The 15,417-nt window shown below is 43.9% G+C and carries 11 protein-coding genes; 6 read left to right on the forward strand and 5 right to left on the reverse strand.

The features are described from left to right. Positions 1 to 12 precede the first annotated feature (12 nt). From ACSAZK_RS00130 to ACSAZK_RS00150, 5 genes are all read left to right on the forward strand, one after another. Positions 13 to 1,848 (forward strand): ATP-dependent nuclease, encoded by a 1,836-nt coding sequence (locus ACSAZK_RS00130; RefSeq protein ID WP_440955424.1) that lies wholly within the window; start codon positions 13 to 15, stop codon positions 1,846 to 1,848. Then, positions 1,826 to 3,703, forward strand: a complete 1,878-nt coding sequence (locus ACSAZK_RS00135) for a UvrD-helicase domain-containing protein (protein WP_440955425.1) — start codon at positions 1,826 to 1,828, stop codon at positions 3,701 to 3,703. The genes ACSAZK_RS00130 and ACSAZK_RS00135 overlap by 23 nt, the downstream gene beginning before the upstream one ends. A 148-nt stretch (positions 3,704 to 3,851) precedes the next feature. Continuing rightward, positions 3,852 to 6,749 carry a type I restriction endonuclease subunit R gene (locus ACSAZK_RS00140; RefSeq protein WP_440955426.1) on the forward strand — a complete coding sequence of 966 codons (2,898 nt, stop codon included), beginning with the start codon at positions 3,852 to 3,854 and terminating at the stop codon, positions 6,747 to 6,749. 99 nt (positions 6,750 to 6,848) lie between these two features. After that, a complete protein-coding gene (locus tag ACSAZK_RS00145; RefSeq protein ID WP_440955427.1) occupies positions 6,849 to 8,708 on the forward strand; it encodes a GmrSD restriction endonuclease domain-containing protein in 1,860 nt (619 codons plus the stop codon). Between the two features lie 130 nt (positions 8,709 to 8,838). Beyond that, positions 8,839 to 9,561: a hypothetical protein gene (locus tag ACSAZK_RS00150; RefSeq protein WP_440955428.1), complete on the forward strand. Its 723-nt coding sequence runs from the start codon at positions 8,839 to 8,841 to the stop codon at positions 9,559 to 9,561. 194 nt (positions 9,562 to 9,755) lie between these two features. On the opposite strand, the gene ACSAZK_RS00155 is transcribed toward ACSAZK_RS00150, so the two are convergent. Continuing rightward, complete coding sequence (locus ACSAZK_RS00155; RefSeq protein WP_440955429.1) at positions 9,756 to 10,292, reverse strand: GNAT family N-acetyltransferase; 537 nt, start codon at positions 10,290 to 10,292, stop codon at positions 9,756 to 9,758. A 2-nt stretch (positions 10,293 to 10,294) separates the two neighbouring features. Next, complete coding sequence (locus ACSAZK_RS00160; RefSeq protein ID WP_156153746.1) at positions 10,295 to 10,441, reverse strand: hypothetical protein; 147 nt, start codon at positions 10,439 to 10,441, stop codon at positions 10,295 to 10,297. A gap of 107 nt (positions 10,442 to 10,548) precedes the next feature. On the opposite strand from ACSAZK_RS00160, the gene ACSAZK_RS00165 reads away from it, so the two are divergent. Further along, positions 10,549 to 10,827: a hypothetical protein gene (locus tag ACSAZK_RS00165; protein WP_440955430.1), complete on the forward strand. Its 279-nt coding sequence runs from the start codon at positions 10,549 to 10,551 to the stop codon at positions 10,825 to 10,827. Between the two features lie 387 nt (positions 10,828 to 11,214). Here ACSAZK_RS00165 and ACSAZK_RS00170 read toward each other — a convergent pair whose 3' ends face one another. The 3 genes from ACSAZK_RS00170 to ACSAZK_RS00180 form a co-directional block, all read right to left on the reverse strand. After that, entirely contained in the window at positions 11,215 to 11,505 is a 291-nt protein-coding gene (locus ACSAZK_RS00170; protein ID WP_440955431.1) for a hypothetical protein, read from the reverse strand. A 622-nt stretch (positions 11,506 to 12,127) separates the two neighbouring features. Further along, complete coding sequence (locus ACSAZK_RS00175) at positions 12,128 to 13,696, reverse strand: histone deacetylase family protein (protein WP_440955432.1); 1,569 nt, start codon at positions 13,694 to 13,696, stop codon at positions 12,128 to 12,130. Further along, on the reverse strand, positions 13,693 to 15,414 hold the full coding sequence (locus ACSAZK_RS00180) for a hydantoinase/oxoprolinase family protein (RefSeq protein WP_440955433.1): 1,722 nt from the start codon (positions 15,412 to 15,414) through the stop codon (positions 13,693 to 13,695). Before ACSAZK_RS00180 ends, ACSAZK_RS00175 begins: the two co-directional genes overlap by 4 nt. Positions 15,415 to 15,417 lie beyond the last annotated feature (3 nt).

Below are 15,417 nucleotides of genomic sequence, written 5' to 3' on the forward strand. Positions count from 1 at the left end.
GAAGGCTCTATTATGTACATTTCTGAATTAAATATCAAAGGCTTCAGGTTTTTTAATGACTATTTTAGCTTGTCTTTGAATAAAGGACTTACCGTATTAGTGGGAGAAAACGGAAGTGGAAAAAGTACAGTAATAGATGCCATTCGTTTGTTGCTCGGGGAAGATGAGTACAACAGATCCGGAATATCTCCAAATGACTTTCATAGACCTTTCTCCATGGAAAGCGCCACACCAGTTGAGAGTATTCGAATTGATTGTATTTTTGATGCATTAGAGGGACCTGAACAGATTGCTTATTTACCCTGGTTAAAACCCGAGAATGTGAATCAAGCAGAGCTACATTTGGAAGCTATAAATAAAGAAGATGCAAGGGGAAGAATTAGGAAAAATATGTGTGGAGGAACCTCAAGAAGAGGGATTTTTGAATGGGAGCTGGTAAATTCTATAAACTGTGTGTACTTACCTCCATTGAGAGACGCAGAAGAAAAATTGAATTCTTATCGTGGGTCAAGGCTTGCTCGCTTATTGACTAAGCTCAATGGTTCAGGAGATGGAGATCATCGTTTGGAGGAAAAGGTAAAAGAGCAAAACGATGAATTGCTCAGTGATCCCCTCATACAAAATGCTAATGGGCTAATAAAAAAATGTTTAATTGACTCTGTGGGGGAGATTTTAGGACAGGATGTTTCAATACAATTTTCTGAAATAAACTTCAACAAAATTGTCCATCAGCTTCGCCTTTTATTTTTCCCTGAGATAAAAGAAGGAGCAATCCCGCGAGAGGTATTCAGAGATTTGTCAGAAAACAGCTTAGGTTACAATAATCTTCTTTATATAGCTACAATCATAGCTGAGATGGAAGCTCAAAATGACGTAAGTACAACATCTTTAAAGGTACTGTTGATCGAAGAACCTGAAGCTCACCTACACCCTCAGCTTCAAACTCGCCTTCTCCAATATTTGCAGGATGCTGCTGAGGAAAATAACATTCAGGTGATAATTACAACTCATTCTCCTACAATTGCAGCCGCTGTGGGACTTGATCCTGTTGTTGTAATGTCATCGTCTCCACTTAGTCAAGAGAGAAAAGCTGTATCACTTACCAATTGTGGCTTGGATAGGAAAACGAAATTTTTCTTAGAGAGATGGCTTGATATCACAAAATCTGTTTTATTATTTTCTAAAGGGGTCATTTTAGTAGAAGGAGTATCTGAAGCCATACTTTTTCCGGAATTTGTTAAAAGAGTCTTGGAACAAGAGACTCTTGAAGATTATGGAATTTCTGTGGTAAACATCGATGGCATCTACTTTAAATATTTCATGCAACTGTTTTGTGGTTACAAAATAGCTGAAGAAAACTTTGAATCATGTGACAATATCCCAATTCGATGTGTGGGAATAACAGACTGTGATCCAGAAAAAAACAATATTGGTGAGGCAGATGGGAATAACATAGATGGATGTAAGAATCCACAACGATTCCTTGTTCACGATTTAAGAAATCACACATCTAATTGTAGACTGTATATGAACTCAAAAACTTTTGAAGTTGATTTGGCATTAGAGGGCAATAATCTTGCTATTATGAATTTAGTATTAGAGAACATTACTGATACAAATGGGGACATTAAAATAAGGGCTAGAATTGCAAAAAGCATGGACTGGAGATTAACAACTTCTTGTGAAAAAATTGTTGAAGCATTTTTGCTTTTAAAACGCATTGAAAAGAATAAAGGTGAATTTGCTCAAGAACTTGCAATGCTACTAAAATCCGAGGATGAGCCGGATTTTGAAGTACCTTCCTACATTAGAGATGCGATTTTGTATGTCACAGGAAAATCTAACTGATGAAGAAAGAAAGCGCCAAGAGCTATTAGATAAACTTTATCAAAAGCTAGGGCGTGATGAATATATAGAGAAGCTAAGCTTGGAACAGTTGGAGTTCATCGTAAACCCTATCACTAATTCCTCTTTTTTAAATTCGTGTCCCGGAAGTGGGAAAACTGAGGTTGTAGGATTTAAAGCCGCTTATGAAGCATCCTCTTGGGAGAGTCCTTATTCAGGAATTGCAATTCTAAGTTTTACCAAAAATGCAGCTTCTGAAATCTGGAAAAGGGCTAATAAATATTCAAAACAGAAGGCAGTCCAGTTCCCTCACTTCGTGGGCACTTTAGATAGCTGGTTGCATCAGTATGTATTTCAACCATTTTGTTATTCGGTAATGGATTATGAAGGTAAAGATGGTGACACAAGTGTAAACATCATTGATTCTGATTCAAATTCACCCTTCCTTGAAAATTATAAAAGTGTGATATCGTATCAACCTAATTATCAAGAAGTAAAAGTAAATGAATATTATATTGATAGTGATGATTCAATTAAATTTAACAGGAATCGTGGAAGTAATCTGGACTCTGATCAAAAAGCCATATTATTTGAAAATAAATTGAAATTTGCTAGAAGTGGATTTGCAACATATCAAGACGCTGAATATTGGTCATATAAAATATTAAATGAAAACGAGATGGTTCTAGATCTCATCTCAAAAAGATTTCCGTACATTATAATAGATGAATGTCAAGATCTGGCTCCATCGAGACTTGATGTAATTGAAACCCTTCAAGATAAAGGAGTGGTTTTTCACTTTGTGGGGGATATTAACCAGTCGATCTATGATTTTATAGATGTAGATCCGTCTCAAATTCAAGACTTTATTATTAACTCTGGAATGCGTGAGATGAAATTAACCAAAAATTTCAGAAGCAACCAAGAAATCGCCAATCTTTGTGCCAGGTTAGTTGGAATTCAGGACTCTCCCGAAGGTAGAGCAACTACAAGTAATGCAGTTTCTTGTGTCCTGTGGGAATGTCCTTCTGATCAATTGCATGTGTTACCCTCACATTTTGAGTGGTATCTTAATTCGAAAAATATTGAATGTGGAAATTGTTCAATATTAGTTCGTGGAAAATCTCTGTTAAATAAATTAAAAAATACAACTCCATTGAAATCAATTTCTTTTGATATTGCAAAAGCCTTTTTCCTATGGAATTCCGAATCCAGAAAAACTGAGTATATTACCGACGCATTAGAACTTTTAGGGAGATCAATGTGCAATTTGGCTTATAAAGGTAGGGGAAATCATCAGAATCAACATTGTCCTGAAAGTTTCGAACATATTGATTGGAGAATTTTTCTGTCGAATATCCTTAATTCCTCAAAAGATCTTGCAACATTTAAAAATGAGGACAGACCTCAAACATGGAGCCAGTGGTGCGGTTCTCTCAAAATATTTTTAGAAGCATATTTTTTAAACTTGCCTGATACTTACGTTGGATGGAATGAAGCAAAAAGAAAGATAAAGGCTCCTTCCAGAAAGGCAAATGAATTGGTGAGTAACTCTTTATCTTCATCAACTTACAGTACAAATATCCGCATGACGACGATTCACGACGTCAAAGGAGAAACTTTAGATGCCGTAATGCTCATTTCAAATCAGGATCGCCGCTCAAGAGGAGGGCATTTTGAAGATTGGGTGGAAGATCCTACTTCAGAATACGCCCGTTTTGCATATGTAGCATGTTCTCGACCAAGGGATTTGCTTATTGTGGTGGCTCCGACGTTAAGTGAATTACAAAAAACAAAATTAGAAAATATTGGGTTGGTTAGTGAAGAACTTCCAGGTACGCTATCCCAGTGGTTTTAAAAGTTCGAAACTGATAAAAAACTATTAGAATATTATTTCTATTTCTCTGAATAGAATAGTATATAATGTAAAAATAATATCTACTCTTCAAGAATATTTAGTAAAATGGCTAAATATCGGAAAATACATAAACAGAAGGGGTTTCTTGGTGTTCAATGAGGAAAATTCAGTTGAAAATTTTGTACGGGACCTGCTAACAAATATTGGATGGAAGTTTGTTCCAAGAAGTGAACTCAACAGAGCAGAATCCGACGTTCTTGTAGAAGAAAATCTTGTAAGCGCACTGATCAGACTGAACCCTCTTATTGCGGGAAACCCAGGCCGTGCAGATGAAATCATCTATAAATTAAGAGCCATCCTCCTGTCCGTCAGAGGGTCTGGACTTGTAAAGGCGAATGAAGAGTTTAGCAGGTGGCTAAAGAACGAAAAGACCATGCCTTTTGGGGAGAGGGGAGAGCACGTTTCTATAAAGCTTATCGATTACGAGAACCCGGAAAATAATGAATTTGTAGTTACTACGCAGTATAGTTATACACCGAAAAGAGACCTGAACAGGCGACCTGACCTTGTCCTGCTTGTGAACGGGATTCCTCTGATAGTTGGAGAGGTAAAAAGTCCGGTGAGGCCGTCCGTGTCCTGGCTTGATGGGGCTATCCAGCTTGAGGATTACCAGAAATATGTTCCCGAACTCTTTGTTCCGAATGCCTTTTGTTTTGCAAGTGAGGGGAAAAGGTTCCGGGTCGGGTCGGTAAAACTGCCCCTCGAGAAATGGCAGCCCTGGAGAACTACGACAGATACGGCTTTTGAGCAGCTGGAAGAAGTGAAGCGTGCTGTGAACCTGATGCTGAGTCCGGAAGTGGTTCTTGATCTTGTGAAGAATTTCACGCTTTTCAGTACAAACCAGAGTGGGCAGAAAATAAAGATCCTTTGCAGGTACCAGCAGTATGAAGCAACGAAGCAGATCGTCCAAAGGGTCATCGAGGGCCGGATCAGGAAGGGGCTTATCTGGCATTTCCAGGGGTCCGGCAAATCCTATCTCATGGTGTATGCGGGCATGCAGCTCCGGCAAAACCCGGAACTTAGAAGCCCCACTGTGATTGTTGTTGTGGACCGGATTGACCTGAACTCCCAGATCAGTGCGACATTTAATGCTTCCAATATTCCGAATACCGTAACAACGGAATCAAGGGACGAACTAAAGAAGCTGCTGGAACAGGATACCCGAAAAATCATCATAACCACGATACACAAATTTGCGGAAGCTGACGGTGTATTAAACGAAAGGGAAAACATCATTGTCCTGGTAGATGAGGCACACAGGACTCAGGAAGGGGACCTGGGTAAAAAGATGAGAGAATCCCTTCCGAATGCGTTCCTTTTCGGGCTTACCGGTACACCGATAAATACCCGGGACCGCAATACTTTCTGGGCTTTCGGGGCGGAAGAAGACGAAAACGGGTACATGAACAAGTACAGCTTTGAGCAATCCCTGAAAGATAAAGCAACCCTTCCGATCTATTTTGTGCCAAGACCCGTAGACCTGCATATTAACCAGAAAGCGATCGATGAAGCCTTCCATGGTATGATTGATCAGCTGGAGGAAGACGATAAGATCCAGCTATCAAAGCGTGCCGGAAAATTCGGTGTGCTGGTAAAGGTTCCTGACCGAATTGAAAAAGTGTGTAAGAATATCGTGGAGCACTACAAAAAGCACATCGGACCAGGTGAGTTCAAAGGCCAGATAGTCACTTTCGACCGGGAAGCCTGCCACCTCTACAAGCAGGAAATCGACAAATACATTGACCCTGAAGAATCAGCTGTGGTGATGACCCTCCGGCAGGGAGACCCTGAAGATTGGAAGAAAAAATACTCCCTGACAGACGACGAACTTGCCAAACTCCTGGACCGATTCAGAGACCCGGCTGATCCTCTCAAGCTTTTGATCGTCACCTCCAAACTCCTGACAGGTTTCGATGCTCCGATTAACCAGGTAATGTACCTTGACAAACCGATGAAAGATCATACCCTGCTGCAGGCGATCTGCAGGGTGAACCGTCCCTATCCGAATAAAGATCACGGGCTTGTGGTCGATTACCTTGGCATCTTTGACAACGTTGCAAACGCCCTCAATTTCGACATAAAAGAGATACAGGATGTTATCTCCAATATAAATAACCTTAAAGAAGACCTCCCGATAGCCCTTGAAATCTGCCTGGCTTACTTTGAAGGAATAGACCGAAGTATCGAAGGCTACGAAGGGCTTCTACCTGCCCAGGAATGTCTCCTTTCAAACGAAATGAGGGACAATTTTGCAGCGGATTATTCATACCTTGCAAGACACTGGGAAGCCATATCCCCGGATTCCTTCCTGAACCAGTACAAACCTGATTATAAGTGGCTAACTCAGGTTTACCAGTCCATCAAACCCGCCAGCGGGGACGGAAAACTTGTCTGGTATGTTCTTGGCCCCAAAACCCTGGACCTTATACACGAAAATACCACTGTCCAGACAATCAGGGATGATCTTGAAACCCTGATAATGGATGCAGATATCCTGGGAAAAATCTCTGAAAAAGATGCGAAAAAGAAGGCTGAAGAGATCGAAATAAAGATCGAGTGGAAACTTCATAAGAATGCAAAGGACCCGAAATTCAAGGAATTGGGCAAGCGGCTTGAAGAACTGAAAGACAAGCACTATAAAAACACCATCAACAGTATCGAATTCCTTAAAGGTCTACTGGAAATCGCAAAGGAAACCGTCAAACTTGAAAGAGAGATTCCTGCCGAACCTGTAGACGATACAAAAGAAGCCTTAACCAAACTTTTCTTCGAATGTAAAATTGAAAAAACACCGGTGATCGTGGAGAAAATCGTCAGCGACATTGATAATGTTGTTAAATACACAAGGTTCGATGGGTGGCAGTGGACCGATACAGGCGAAAAAGAGATTAAAAAAGCTCTCCGAAAGACTTTGTTGAAATACAAGCTTCATAAAGATCAGGAGCTTTTCGATAAAGCTTATGAGTATATCCGGGAGCATTATTAACTTGCAAAATTATCCCTTCTTTTGCGGATAATTTTAGAAACTTTTTTAAAAAATCCCCTACTTAAATAATAAGTCCTGAAATTAATAGAGGGGTAAAAAATGAGTGCAGTTACAACTTTCGACAGTACAAAATCATTCCTGAAAGATATCCTGAAGGAAATAACCATCGGAAAAATTCAGCTCCCTGATTTTCAACGTGGCTGGGTCTGGGATGACGAACGCATAAAAAGCCTGCTTGCAAGTGTTTCTCTTTCTTTTCCGATCGGCGCAGTTATGATGCTCCAGACAGGAAATGCCGAAGTGCGGTTCAAGCCGAGGCTCATCGAAGGTCTGAATATTGACCCACAGCCCGAACCTGAAGAGTTTATTCTCGACGGACAGCAGAGGTTGACTGCACTCTACCAGGCTATTTTAAGAACGGAAGCTGTCGAGACTGAAGACATACGTAAAAAGCCAATTAAGCGACATTATTACATCGACATTGAAAAAGCACTCAATCCAAATATTGACCGGGAGGAGTGCATAAGAAGTATTCCCGAAGACAGGATTGTAAGGAACTTCAGAAGAGAACCTATAGAGGATTACTCCATACCTGAGCATGAATTTGAATCAGGTCTTTTCCCTTTTAATCAGATTCTAGACAGCTCTGATTGGAGAATGGAATACGATGATTACTGGTTGGATCAAAATGATTATCGGGAAAAGAGGAAGTTGTTCAACAAATTTGAAAAAGAGATAATTAAGCGTTTTGAGGAATATCAGATCCCCCTCATTGCGATGAACAATAGTACTCCAAAGGAAGCAGTGTGTTTAGTATTTGAGAAGGTCAATACCGGAGGTGTAACACTTACCGTTTTTGAGCTTCTTACAGCGACTTTTGCTGCAGATGATTTTAATCTAAGAGATAATTGGAAGGAAATCCTAAACGAGCACCTTAAGAAACATTCTGTGTTGCAAGGCATAGAAAATACAGACTTCCTTCAAGCAGTTTGCCTTCTCGCAACCCGCGAAAGGAGAATTAAGAAATTAGAGGAAGGAGAATCTGAAGAAAAAGCTCCCGCAGTCAGTTGCAAGAGGAAAGAAATCCTTAAACTGAAGCTTGATGAATATACGAAGAATGCAGGCGCAGTGGCTCAAGGATTTGAAAAGGCGGCAAAACTTCTCAATATTCAAAATATATTCACTTCACGGGACATACCTTATAGGACACAAATTACTCCTTTAGCTGCCACTCTTGCAGTTCTGGGGGAAGAAGCAGATAAGGACGGAATTAGAAAAAAAATATTCCAATGGTACTGGTGTGGTGTATTGGGGGAATTATACGGGAGTGCCATTGAGACCCGTTTTGCAAAAGATTTGCTTGAGCTTCTCGATTGGATAAATGGAGGTCCCGAACCTACAACCGTGAAAGAAGCAAACTTTGACCCTGGACGTCTTCACACCCTTAGAACCCGAAACAGTGCAGCATACAAGGGAATTTATGCGCTTCTCATGAGAGATGGGGGTATCGATTTCAGAACTGGTGATCCCATTGATATACAAACTTACTATGAAGACAATATTGACATACACCATATATTCCCCCAGGATTGGTGTAGAGACAATGGAATCGATCGCAATGAATATAACAGCATAATTAACAAAACCCCTCTTTCCGCAAAAACTAATAGGATTATAGGTGGTAAAGCACCGAATATTTATCTTGAAAAACTTCAAAAAACTGCAGGCATCGATGAGGAAAGAATGGATGAAATTCTTGAAACCCATGTGATAGATCCAGATTTTCTCAGAGATAACGACTTTGCCGGATTTTTTAAGAATCGGAAAAGAGCTATACTTAAAAGAATAGAAAATGCCATGGGAAAATCCATAGCATATGAGGGAGAAGAGGAAGCAGACTTATATGGAGAAGAAGAGACCGTACAAAATTTAGACTTATTTATTGAAGAGGAGATTTGATTACACCCCCTCCTCATAATTCAAACCTTCTAAACCCCCACTTTTCACCTCACCCGAATTCCTCCACGAACTCTCCACCCGCGGTTACTCCGCCGAACGAAACTTCTCCGAATACAAAAGCAAATACAACTTGAAACTGTCCGGTCCAACTCCGGGCTACCTTTCAATCGACTTCTACTCCAGGCAGCCAAAAGAGCTGAGGGACAGGAATTGCTATGTGATAAGGACCGGGAAAGGCAACTTCGTCATTTTTGATGAAAACAGGTTTGAAAAACCCTATCTGGACCTGGACCTGTCCGGGGCAGAAGAGCTGGACTATGAAATCCCGGAGAATTTCGAGCACCTTGACGATGCGTTTAAGGAAAACCTGATCGAGAATTCCTCGATAGAGCATTTATGGTTCACAGGGGTTTTCAGGCAGATAACAGACAGGGTCAGTTCGGAATCTGAGTGCCATATCGGACCCAGGGGGAACAAAACTTCCGTTTTTGACGTGTATTTCAGGGACAAAAAGACGCAGGAGCCTGTCAGGATTTTCACTTATGAAGGGATGGAAGACCTGGACTATTCGATCTTTACGGAAAAATGCATCTATTTCTTCGAAGGGAAAAACTTTCCCGGGGGGAGAGGCGGGCTGGACCTCGGCTGGCACAAGATCGCTTTTCCGGCAAGCAGGTTTCGGAAATATTCGGACAGGCGACTGATTCCGGCTTATTTTTTGAAACTGGGGATGGTGGTTTATTTTGTCGTTTTTCCTGATTTTCACTTTTATAGGGGTGGGGTTGTTTTGAATGATGAGAGGGGGGTCAGGCCGGAGCATGTTTTTAAGATTGATCTGGGAAGGAGAGGGTGATGGGTGAGAAGTGTACGGGAGGAGTGTAGGGGTGCAGCCCACCGGGAGAAATATAATAAAAAACTAAGTTTAAAGCCCCATAATCTCGGGATACAATAAATTTTTGACAAAGTGTTCGTTACCCTTCGCCTGATAAGTATTCAGAAACTCCCTGATTATAGGATTCACGACAAAGATCTGGATAATCAGGGCTTTTAATCTTCAGTCTCAGTATTCATTTCAGCAATTATCGGCTGCATATTAAGATACATTGGAACGAATTCTCGGTTTTTGTATTTCTCTACAAGTTTGAATTCATTCAGTTGATAGAAGCCAATTGAATTTCTTTTGGAATCAACAAGAATATATCTGCACCCTATACTATCGCAAACAGATAATGTTTTACCTATGGCTGCAAGCAATAGGTATGTACCTATCCCTCTTCTTTCGAATCTGGAATCTACCGCAAGTCTTGCAATTTTGACTCCAGGATACTTGCGGTATTCGTAATGTTCAAGTCCGTCTATTACAGCCTTAGCTTCGATTGTATCTGCTATAAGAGTAAAAAATCCTACCAGTTCGTTCTTCCAAAAGCACAAACTGGTCCTGCTTATCAAATTATTTTGATCATTAAGAGCATCATTTTTCAGAAAATCATTCAATTCCCTGTTTAAACAGCTAAAAGAAGAAAGATTGTGGTTTTTATTAAGAGGGATTGTATGAAGTTCAGAGTCTGGAATTATGAAACTCAAGCTTAAAACCTGTTATTCTCATGTATTTTCTTTGCGCGCTTGAACATTCCCACCATTTTCTTTGAAACTACAGGATTTTTTTCGTTCCTGAAAAACTCCTTTGCATCTTCTCCTTCAAGAACAAGACCAAGTTCTATAGGCTTTGCCATTGTCAATTCCTTCTTTTTTATTATCAAATAATCTATGCTAGCCTTATATATATATTCTTATTGCAGATGTTAACCACCATTGCAAATAATGTAACATTTTGATTTCATTGCTGAGAATTACTCTACCTCTTCAACTGCCCAGTACTTCACAATGGGGTGCTCCTGTAAGGGTTGCCTTTTTTGATGACCGCATTGAGATAGAAAACCCTGAAAGCAAATACAACTTGAAACTGTCCGGTTCAACCCCGGGCTGCCTTTCAATCGACTTCTACTCCAGGCAGCCAAAAGAGCTGAGGGACAGGAATTGCTATGTGATCAGGACCGGGAAAGGCAAGTTCGTCATTTTTGATGAAAACAGGTTTGGGTATTTTGGTTCTGGTTGTTGAAGAGGGCGGTAGGTCGGGAAGTGAAAGAGGAACCCCCCGGCGAAATCTAATAAAACAGTTATACATTCCGGGAGTAACAATCACTCACCCCTCCCCCCGAATTCCTCCACGAACTCTCCACCCACGGCTACTCCAATGAGCGAAACTTCTCCGAATACAAAAGCAAACACAACTTAAAACTGCCCGGTCCCACTTCGAAATACCTTTCAATCGACTTCTAATCCAGGCAGCCAGAAGAGTCGAAGGATAGGAATTGCTATGTGATCAGGACCGGAAAAGGCAACTTCATCATTTTTGATGAAAACATGCCCTGGTAAAACCTATTTTCAGGCATCTTAATTTCCAGCCATTGCCCTAAAAAGTCAACCAGTGACAGCTTTACATCATTTATTTTTCCTTATTCAGTGCATCTATTTTTGCATGTATCTTATCCATTTCCTGTTTGTACCTGGCTTTGATTTCTTTAACTTCTTTGTAGATAAGCATGCTTTCATCACTGATTCCTTCCATTGACTCTATATGTGCTACGAATCCATCTCCGCCTTCATCAAGTCGCGGTTCTACTTTTCGCCATTCCGCATACTTTATATCCAGCTCTTCTTTCCTTTTGTCTTCAAGCGTAAAGATCTCATCCCAGAGGTCCATAATCTGGCTTTCTATCTCTTCTTTTGTAAGCATTATCTCCCCACCCGTTCGTTAAACCATTTTATAATAGCGTTCCTATTAATTCCTTTCAGTAACTTTCCTTCTGTCAGCTACCAGGCCAGCTTCTTCAACCGGTGATCCCGGGCTTCATTGAGGATCCCGCACTCCCGGGTCCTGTCTGGGGTTTTATGATTTACTAACAGCGGTTTTTTTGGAAAAATGCTGGTTAATAAGCCATAACAACCTTATTAGCCGTATCTGGGTCGTTCCTGTACGGCCGACGAAGGAGGCCGGCTTTTCCCAAATGTAAATTAATAAGAATCAAGCTAAGGAACAGTAAAAATATAAAATTAAAGTTTTGCTCAGCTGATACCCGGTGGCTGAAGATCTACTGAAAACTCAGGTACGGGGCTGTGTTTGTGTTTGCTTTTTCCTTCTTCGTTTCAGGGTTTTCCTGCTCTGGCCTCGCTCCGCTCGGGGGAAAGACAGATTATATACGGTATTCCTGCTGCGTCGTTTTCTCTAAATTCCGGTTCCGATCCTGTCTCCCTTTCCTGGTAAGTGCTTGTTTTCCAATCGTTAATGCTAATCCGGACTATCATATAATCCAGAAATAAGCCAATTCAAATAAGAAAAATAAGGGCTAAAAGCCCTTTTACAAAACGGTTTCCTGTCTTGTTTTCGGATTGTAGCTCTTGTACACATCCGCTTTTTTGTCCTGCAGGTAGACGTGGTCGTATTTAATGTCGTGGGTGCGGTTCCTGTACTCTTCGATGGCTTCTTTGCGGCATTTTTCGCAGGCGTAGATCGGGATGGAGACACAGAAGACCTTTTCCCCGCTGTAGCCGTGCTGGGCCTGGGAGTCGATGGTCATGTACCCGAGGCAATCAGGACACATCCTTACGCTTTCTTCCTGGGACTCCTGGATCATGTCGGTGTCGTAGAAGATGCTCTTTTTGCGGCGGTAGAAGTCCCCCAGGCCGGCAACGGTTTCTTCGACCAGGAAGTCCCGGTTTTTCCAGTTTTCGAGCTGGACCCTGATGATTTCGTCAAGAACGTCCCTGTCCCGTTTTGCCTGGACGAACATACCCGGGGTGTAGTCGGGTTCTCGGACATGGGAGTAGTCGAGCCCGGCCATGGCAAGGATGATGCCCGTATTTACGTAGGGGAGAGCTGTCTCGATTGCATAGCCTCCTTCCAGAACCGCGATGTCCGGGGCGAGTTTCTCGTTCAGTTTCGCGTAGCCCTGGGCGGAAAAGCGCATGTTTGCCAGGGGGTCGGTGTAGTGGTTGTCCTGGCCTGCGGAGTTGAGGATAAGCTCGGGCTTGAAGTCTTCCAGGATCGGGAACACAAGGTTGTCCAGGATGTAGTGGATCCCCTCGTCAGGCGTGGCAGGGGGGAGCGGGATGTTGATTGTCCGGGCAAGGGCTTTTGGCCCCCCAAGCTCGTTCATGAAACCCGTGCCAGGGAAAAGGGTCCTCCCGTCCTGGTGGAAAGAGATGAAAAGGACATCCGGGTCATGGTAGAATATCTCCTGGGTCCCGTCCCCATGGTGAACGTCGGTGTCCACGATTGCGATTTTCCGTATCCCGTATTTTTTCCGGAGGTACTCGACCAGGATGGCTTCGTTGTTGATATTGCAAAAACCCCGGTTCCCGTGGGAAACCCTCATTGCGTGGTGTCCCGGGGGCCTGGCCAGGGAAAAGGCGTTTTTCACCTCGCCCTTCATCAGGGCATCGGCAAGGACCAGGCTGCACCCGGCGGATATCTGGTGAGGGACGGTTGCCTGGGCCTTGATATCCGGTACGCAGAAGTGGACCCGCGCAATGTCCTTGAAATCGGCAAGGCGGGGCTTGTATTCAGCGATCTGGGGCAGGTCCATAAGGCCTTCTTCGAAAATCTGGTCCCGCGTGTAGAGCAGGCGCTCTTCCCTTTCCGGGTGCGTCGGGGAAATTGCCCAGTCAAAGGCCGGGAAGAAGATAAGGCCGGTTTTTCCCTCTTTCGGCTGGAAGCGGCGGGCGGTTCTGATATGGGATTCGGGTTTTTCCATGCTAATTCCTTCTTCTCCCTGTCCTTTTTCATTTATTACTTCCTGATCTTCGTCCCTACTGTCAATTTCTTCTTCTTCTTCTTTTCTTGCTTCCACATCTTTCGCTTCCGCTTTATTTTCCTGCTCCGGGCTGCCTGTCAGGACATCCCTTATTTTTCCAAGGCCGAGCTTCATGCCTTCCCCTCCCGTTTCCATTCGGGGATCAGGCCTGCAGGGATCTGCATGCTCACGTCAAAAAGCCTGCCCACGGTTGCCCAGCCCCGGATCATGTTGAAAACCTCGCTCCTTGTGGTCTCGGCTTCCCCGGCGTACTCGGAAATCCCGAAGTGCTCAGCCCTTTTCCTGAGGAGTTCGGCAGCAAGGGCTTCGGCATCCTCACTGCGCATCTTGTTTATGTTCTTGATCCCGGTAGTGTGGAGCTTAACGACGTTTCCGTCCTCGGCTACCGAATACTCCTTCCGCTCGGTGTCAACGTGGAGGTTCAGGGTAAGGGTGGGCCTTGCAACGGCTGCCCCTATTGCATTTCCTACTTCGGCGTGTTCCGGGATTACGGGGTTTGCGTCCAGCTTTTCCGCAACCTTTGAAATCAGGCCCCTGGCTCCTCCTCCTATGCCAACGACGTTTCTCAGGTCTTCCTTTTTCTCCTGGAGGACTTCCCAGATGCGGTATGCTGGTTCCAGTTCCCATTCCAGGAACATCTCCTTCACTGCGGCAGCGATCATTTCCGTGGCCTTATCCACAATCAGCTCTGCAGTTTCCTCTTCGCTTTTCCCAAGCTTGGCGGCAATCCCAGCAATTGCTTCCTTTGCCAGGGCCAGGTCTCCTATGCTGCTGATGCCAAGCACCCGCAGGGCATCCGTAGGCGTCGGTTCCGGGCCTCCCAGGCAGAAAGCGGGACCTTTCCGGTAGGGGCCGACACTTATTTTATTTTCCCCGGAGTTTTCATTTTCGGATACAATGACCTTGACCATGCTGTCCCCACCCACAGGGATCGAGCGGACGGCAAAAGCCCGGACGTGGGTCAGGAAGCGGTCCAGTTTTGCGCCTTTTGAAGCCATCAGAGGTTCCCCGGAAAGGATCAGGGCAAGGTCAGTGGTGGTGCCTCCAATGTCTACGACCACCGAACTTTCCCCTTTGGGGGTCAGGGAGAGGGCTCCAATGGTGCTTGCAGCAGGCCCCGAGAAAATCGTTTCTACCGGGACTTCCGCGGACTTTTCAAGGGGAAGCGTCCCTCCGTCGGCTTTGAGGATATAGACCGGGGCTTCGATCTTCCGTTCTAAGAGGGCTTTTCGGATCTCCCCGACAAAGTCCCGGTAGCGGTCCTTTGCGGCTGTGGCGAGCATGGTGGTTGCAACCCGTCTTGGGAAGTTCAGTCTTCCCGCAGTCCTGTGTCCGAGTTCGATTTTAAGGCCCGGTACCGCTTCTTCCAGGATTCCTTTCACTCTCTTTTCGTGAGCCGGGTTTCGCTGCCCGAACTTGGAAATAACCGCAGCTCTGGAAAAACCCTGCTCCTTAATGAGGGCAGCCGTTTCCCGGACCTCTTTTTCATCAAGTTTCTGGATTTCCCTGCCCCTGTAGTCCACCGCCCCTTTCAGGATGAAACTGTCCGGGAAATTATAGCCTGCGGGGTTCATGCCCGGGCCCGGGACTAATAGCAAGGCCACAGGGTCGGTTTTGCCTTCGGCAATGAGGTTTGTGATTACTGTAGTGCTGAAGACCACCCTTTCAAGCTGCCCGGGAGAAACTCCCTCGCTGACAGCGTCAAGGGCGGAGATTAACGATTCAAGAAGGTTACGGGGCTCTGTCGGGACTTTAGCGGTACTGCGCACTTTTCCGTTTTCAATGAGCACAGCATCGGTTGTCGTGCCCCCTACATCAATTCCGATTAACATTCA

The sequence above is a fragment of the Methanosarcina sediminis genome, assembly GCF_052056915.1.
GTDB lineage: Archaea > Halobacteriota > Methanosarcinia > Methanosarcinales > Methanosarcinaceae > MTP4.

Excerpts from the sequence above, each read along its gene's own strand:
- ACSAZK_RS00130 (WP_440955424.1), top strand. The coding sequence starts at position 13 with ATGTACATTTCTGAATTAAATATCAAAGGCTTCAGGTTTTTTAATGAC.
- ACSAZK_RS00135 (WP_440955425.1), top strand. The coding sequence starts at position 1,826 with ATGTCACAGGAAAATCTAACTGATGAAGAAAGAAAGCGCCAAGAGCTA.
- ACSAZK_RS00145 (WP_440955427.1), top strand. The coding sequence starts at position 6,849 with ATGAGTGCAGTTACAACTTTCGACAGTACAAAATCATTCCTGAAAGAT.
- ACSAZK_RS00160 (WP_156153746.1), bottom strand. The coding sequence starts at position 10,441 with ATGGCAAAGCCTATAGAACTTGGTCTTGTTCTTGAAGGAGAAGATGCA.
- ACSAZK_RS00170 (WP_440955431.1), bottom strand. The coding sequence starts at position 11,505 with ATGCTTACAAAAGAAGAGATAGAAAGCCAGATTATGGACCTCTGGGAT.
- ACSAZK_RS00175 (WP_440955432.1), bottom strand. The coding sequence starts at position 13,696 with ATGAAGCTCGGCCTTGGAAAAATAAGGGATGTCCTGACAGGCAGCCCG.
- ACSAZK_RS00180 (WP_440955433.1), bottom strand. The coding sequence starts at position 15,414 with ATGTTAATCGGAATTGATGTAGGGGGCACGACAACCGATGCTGTGCTC.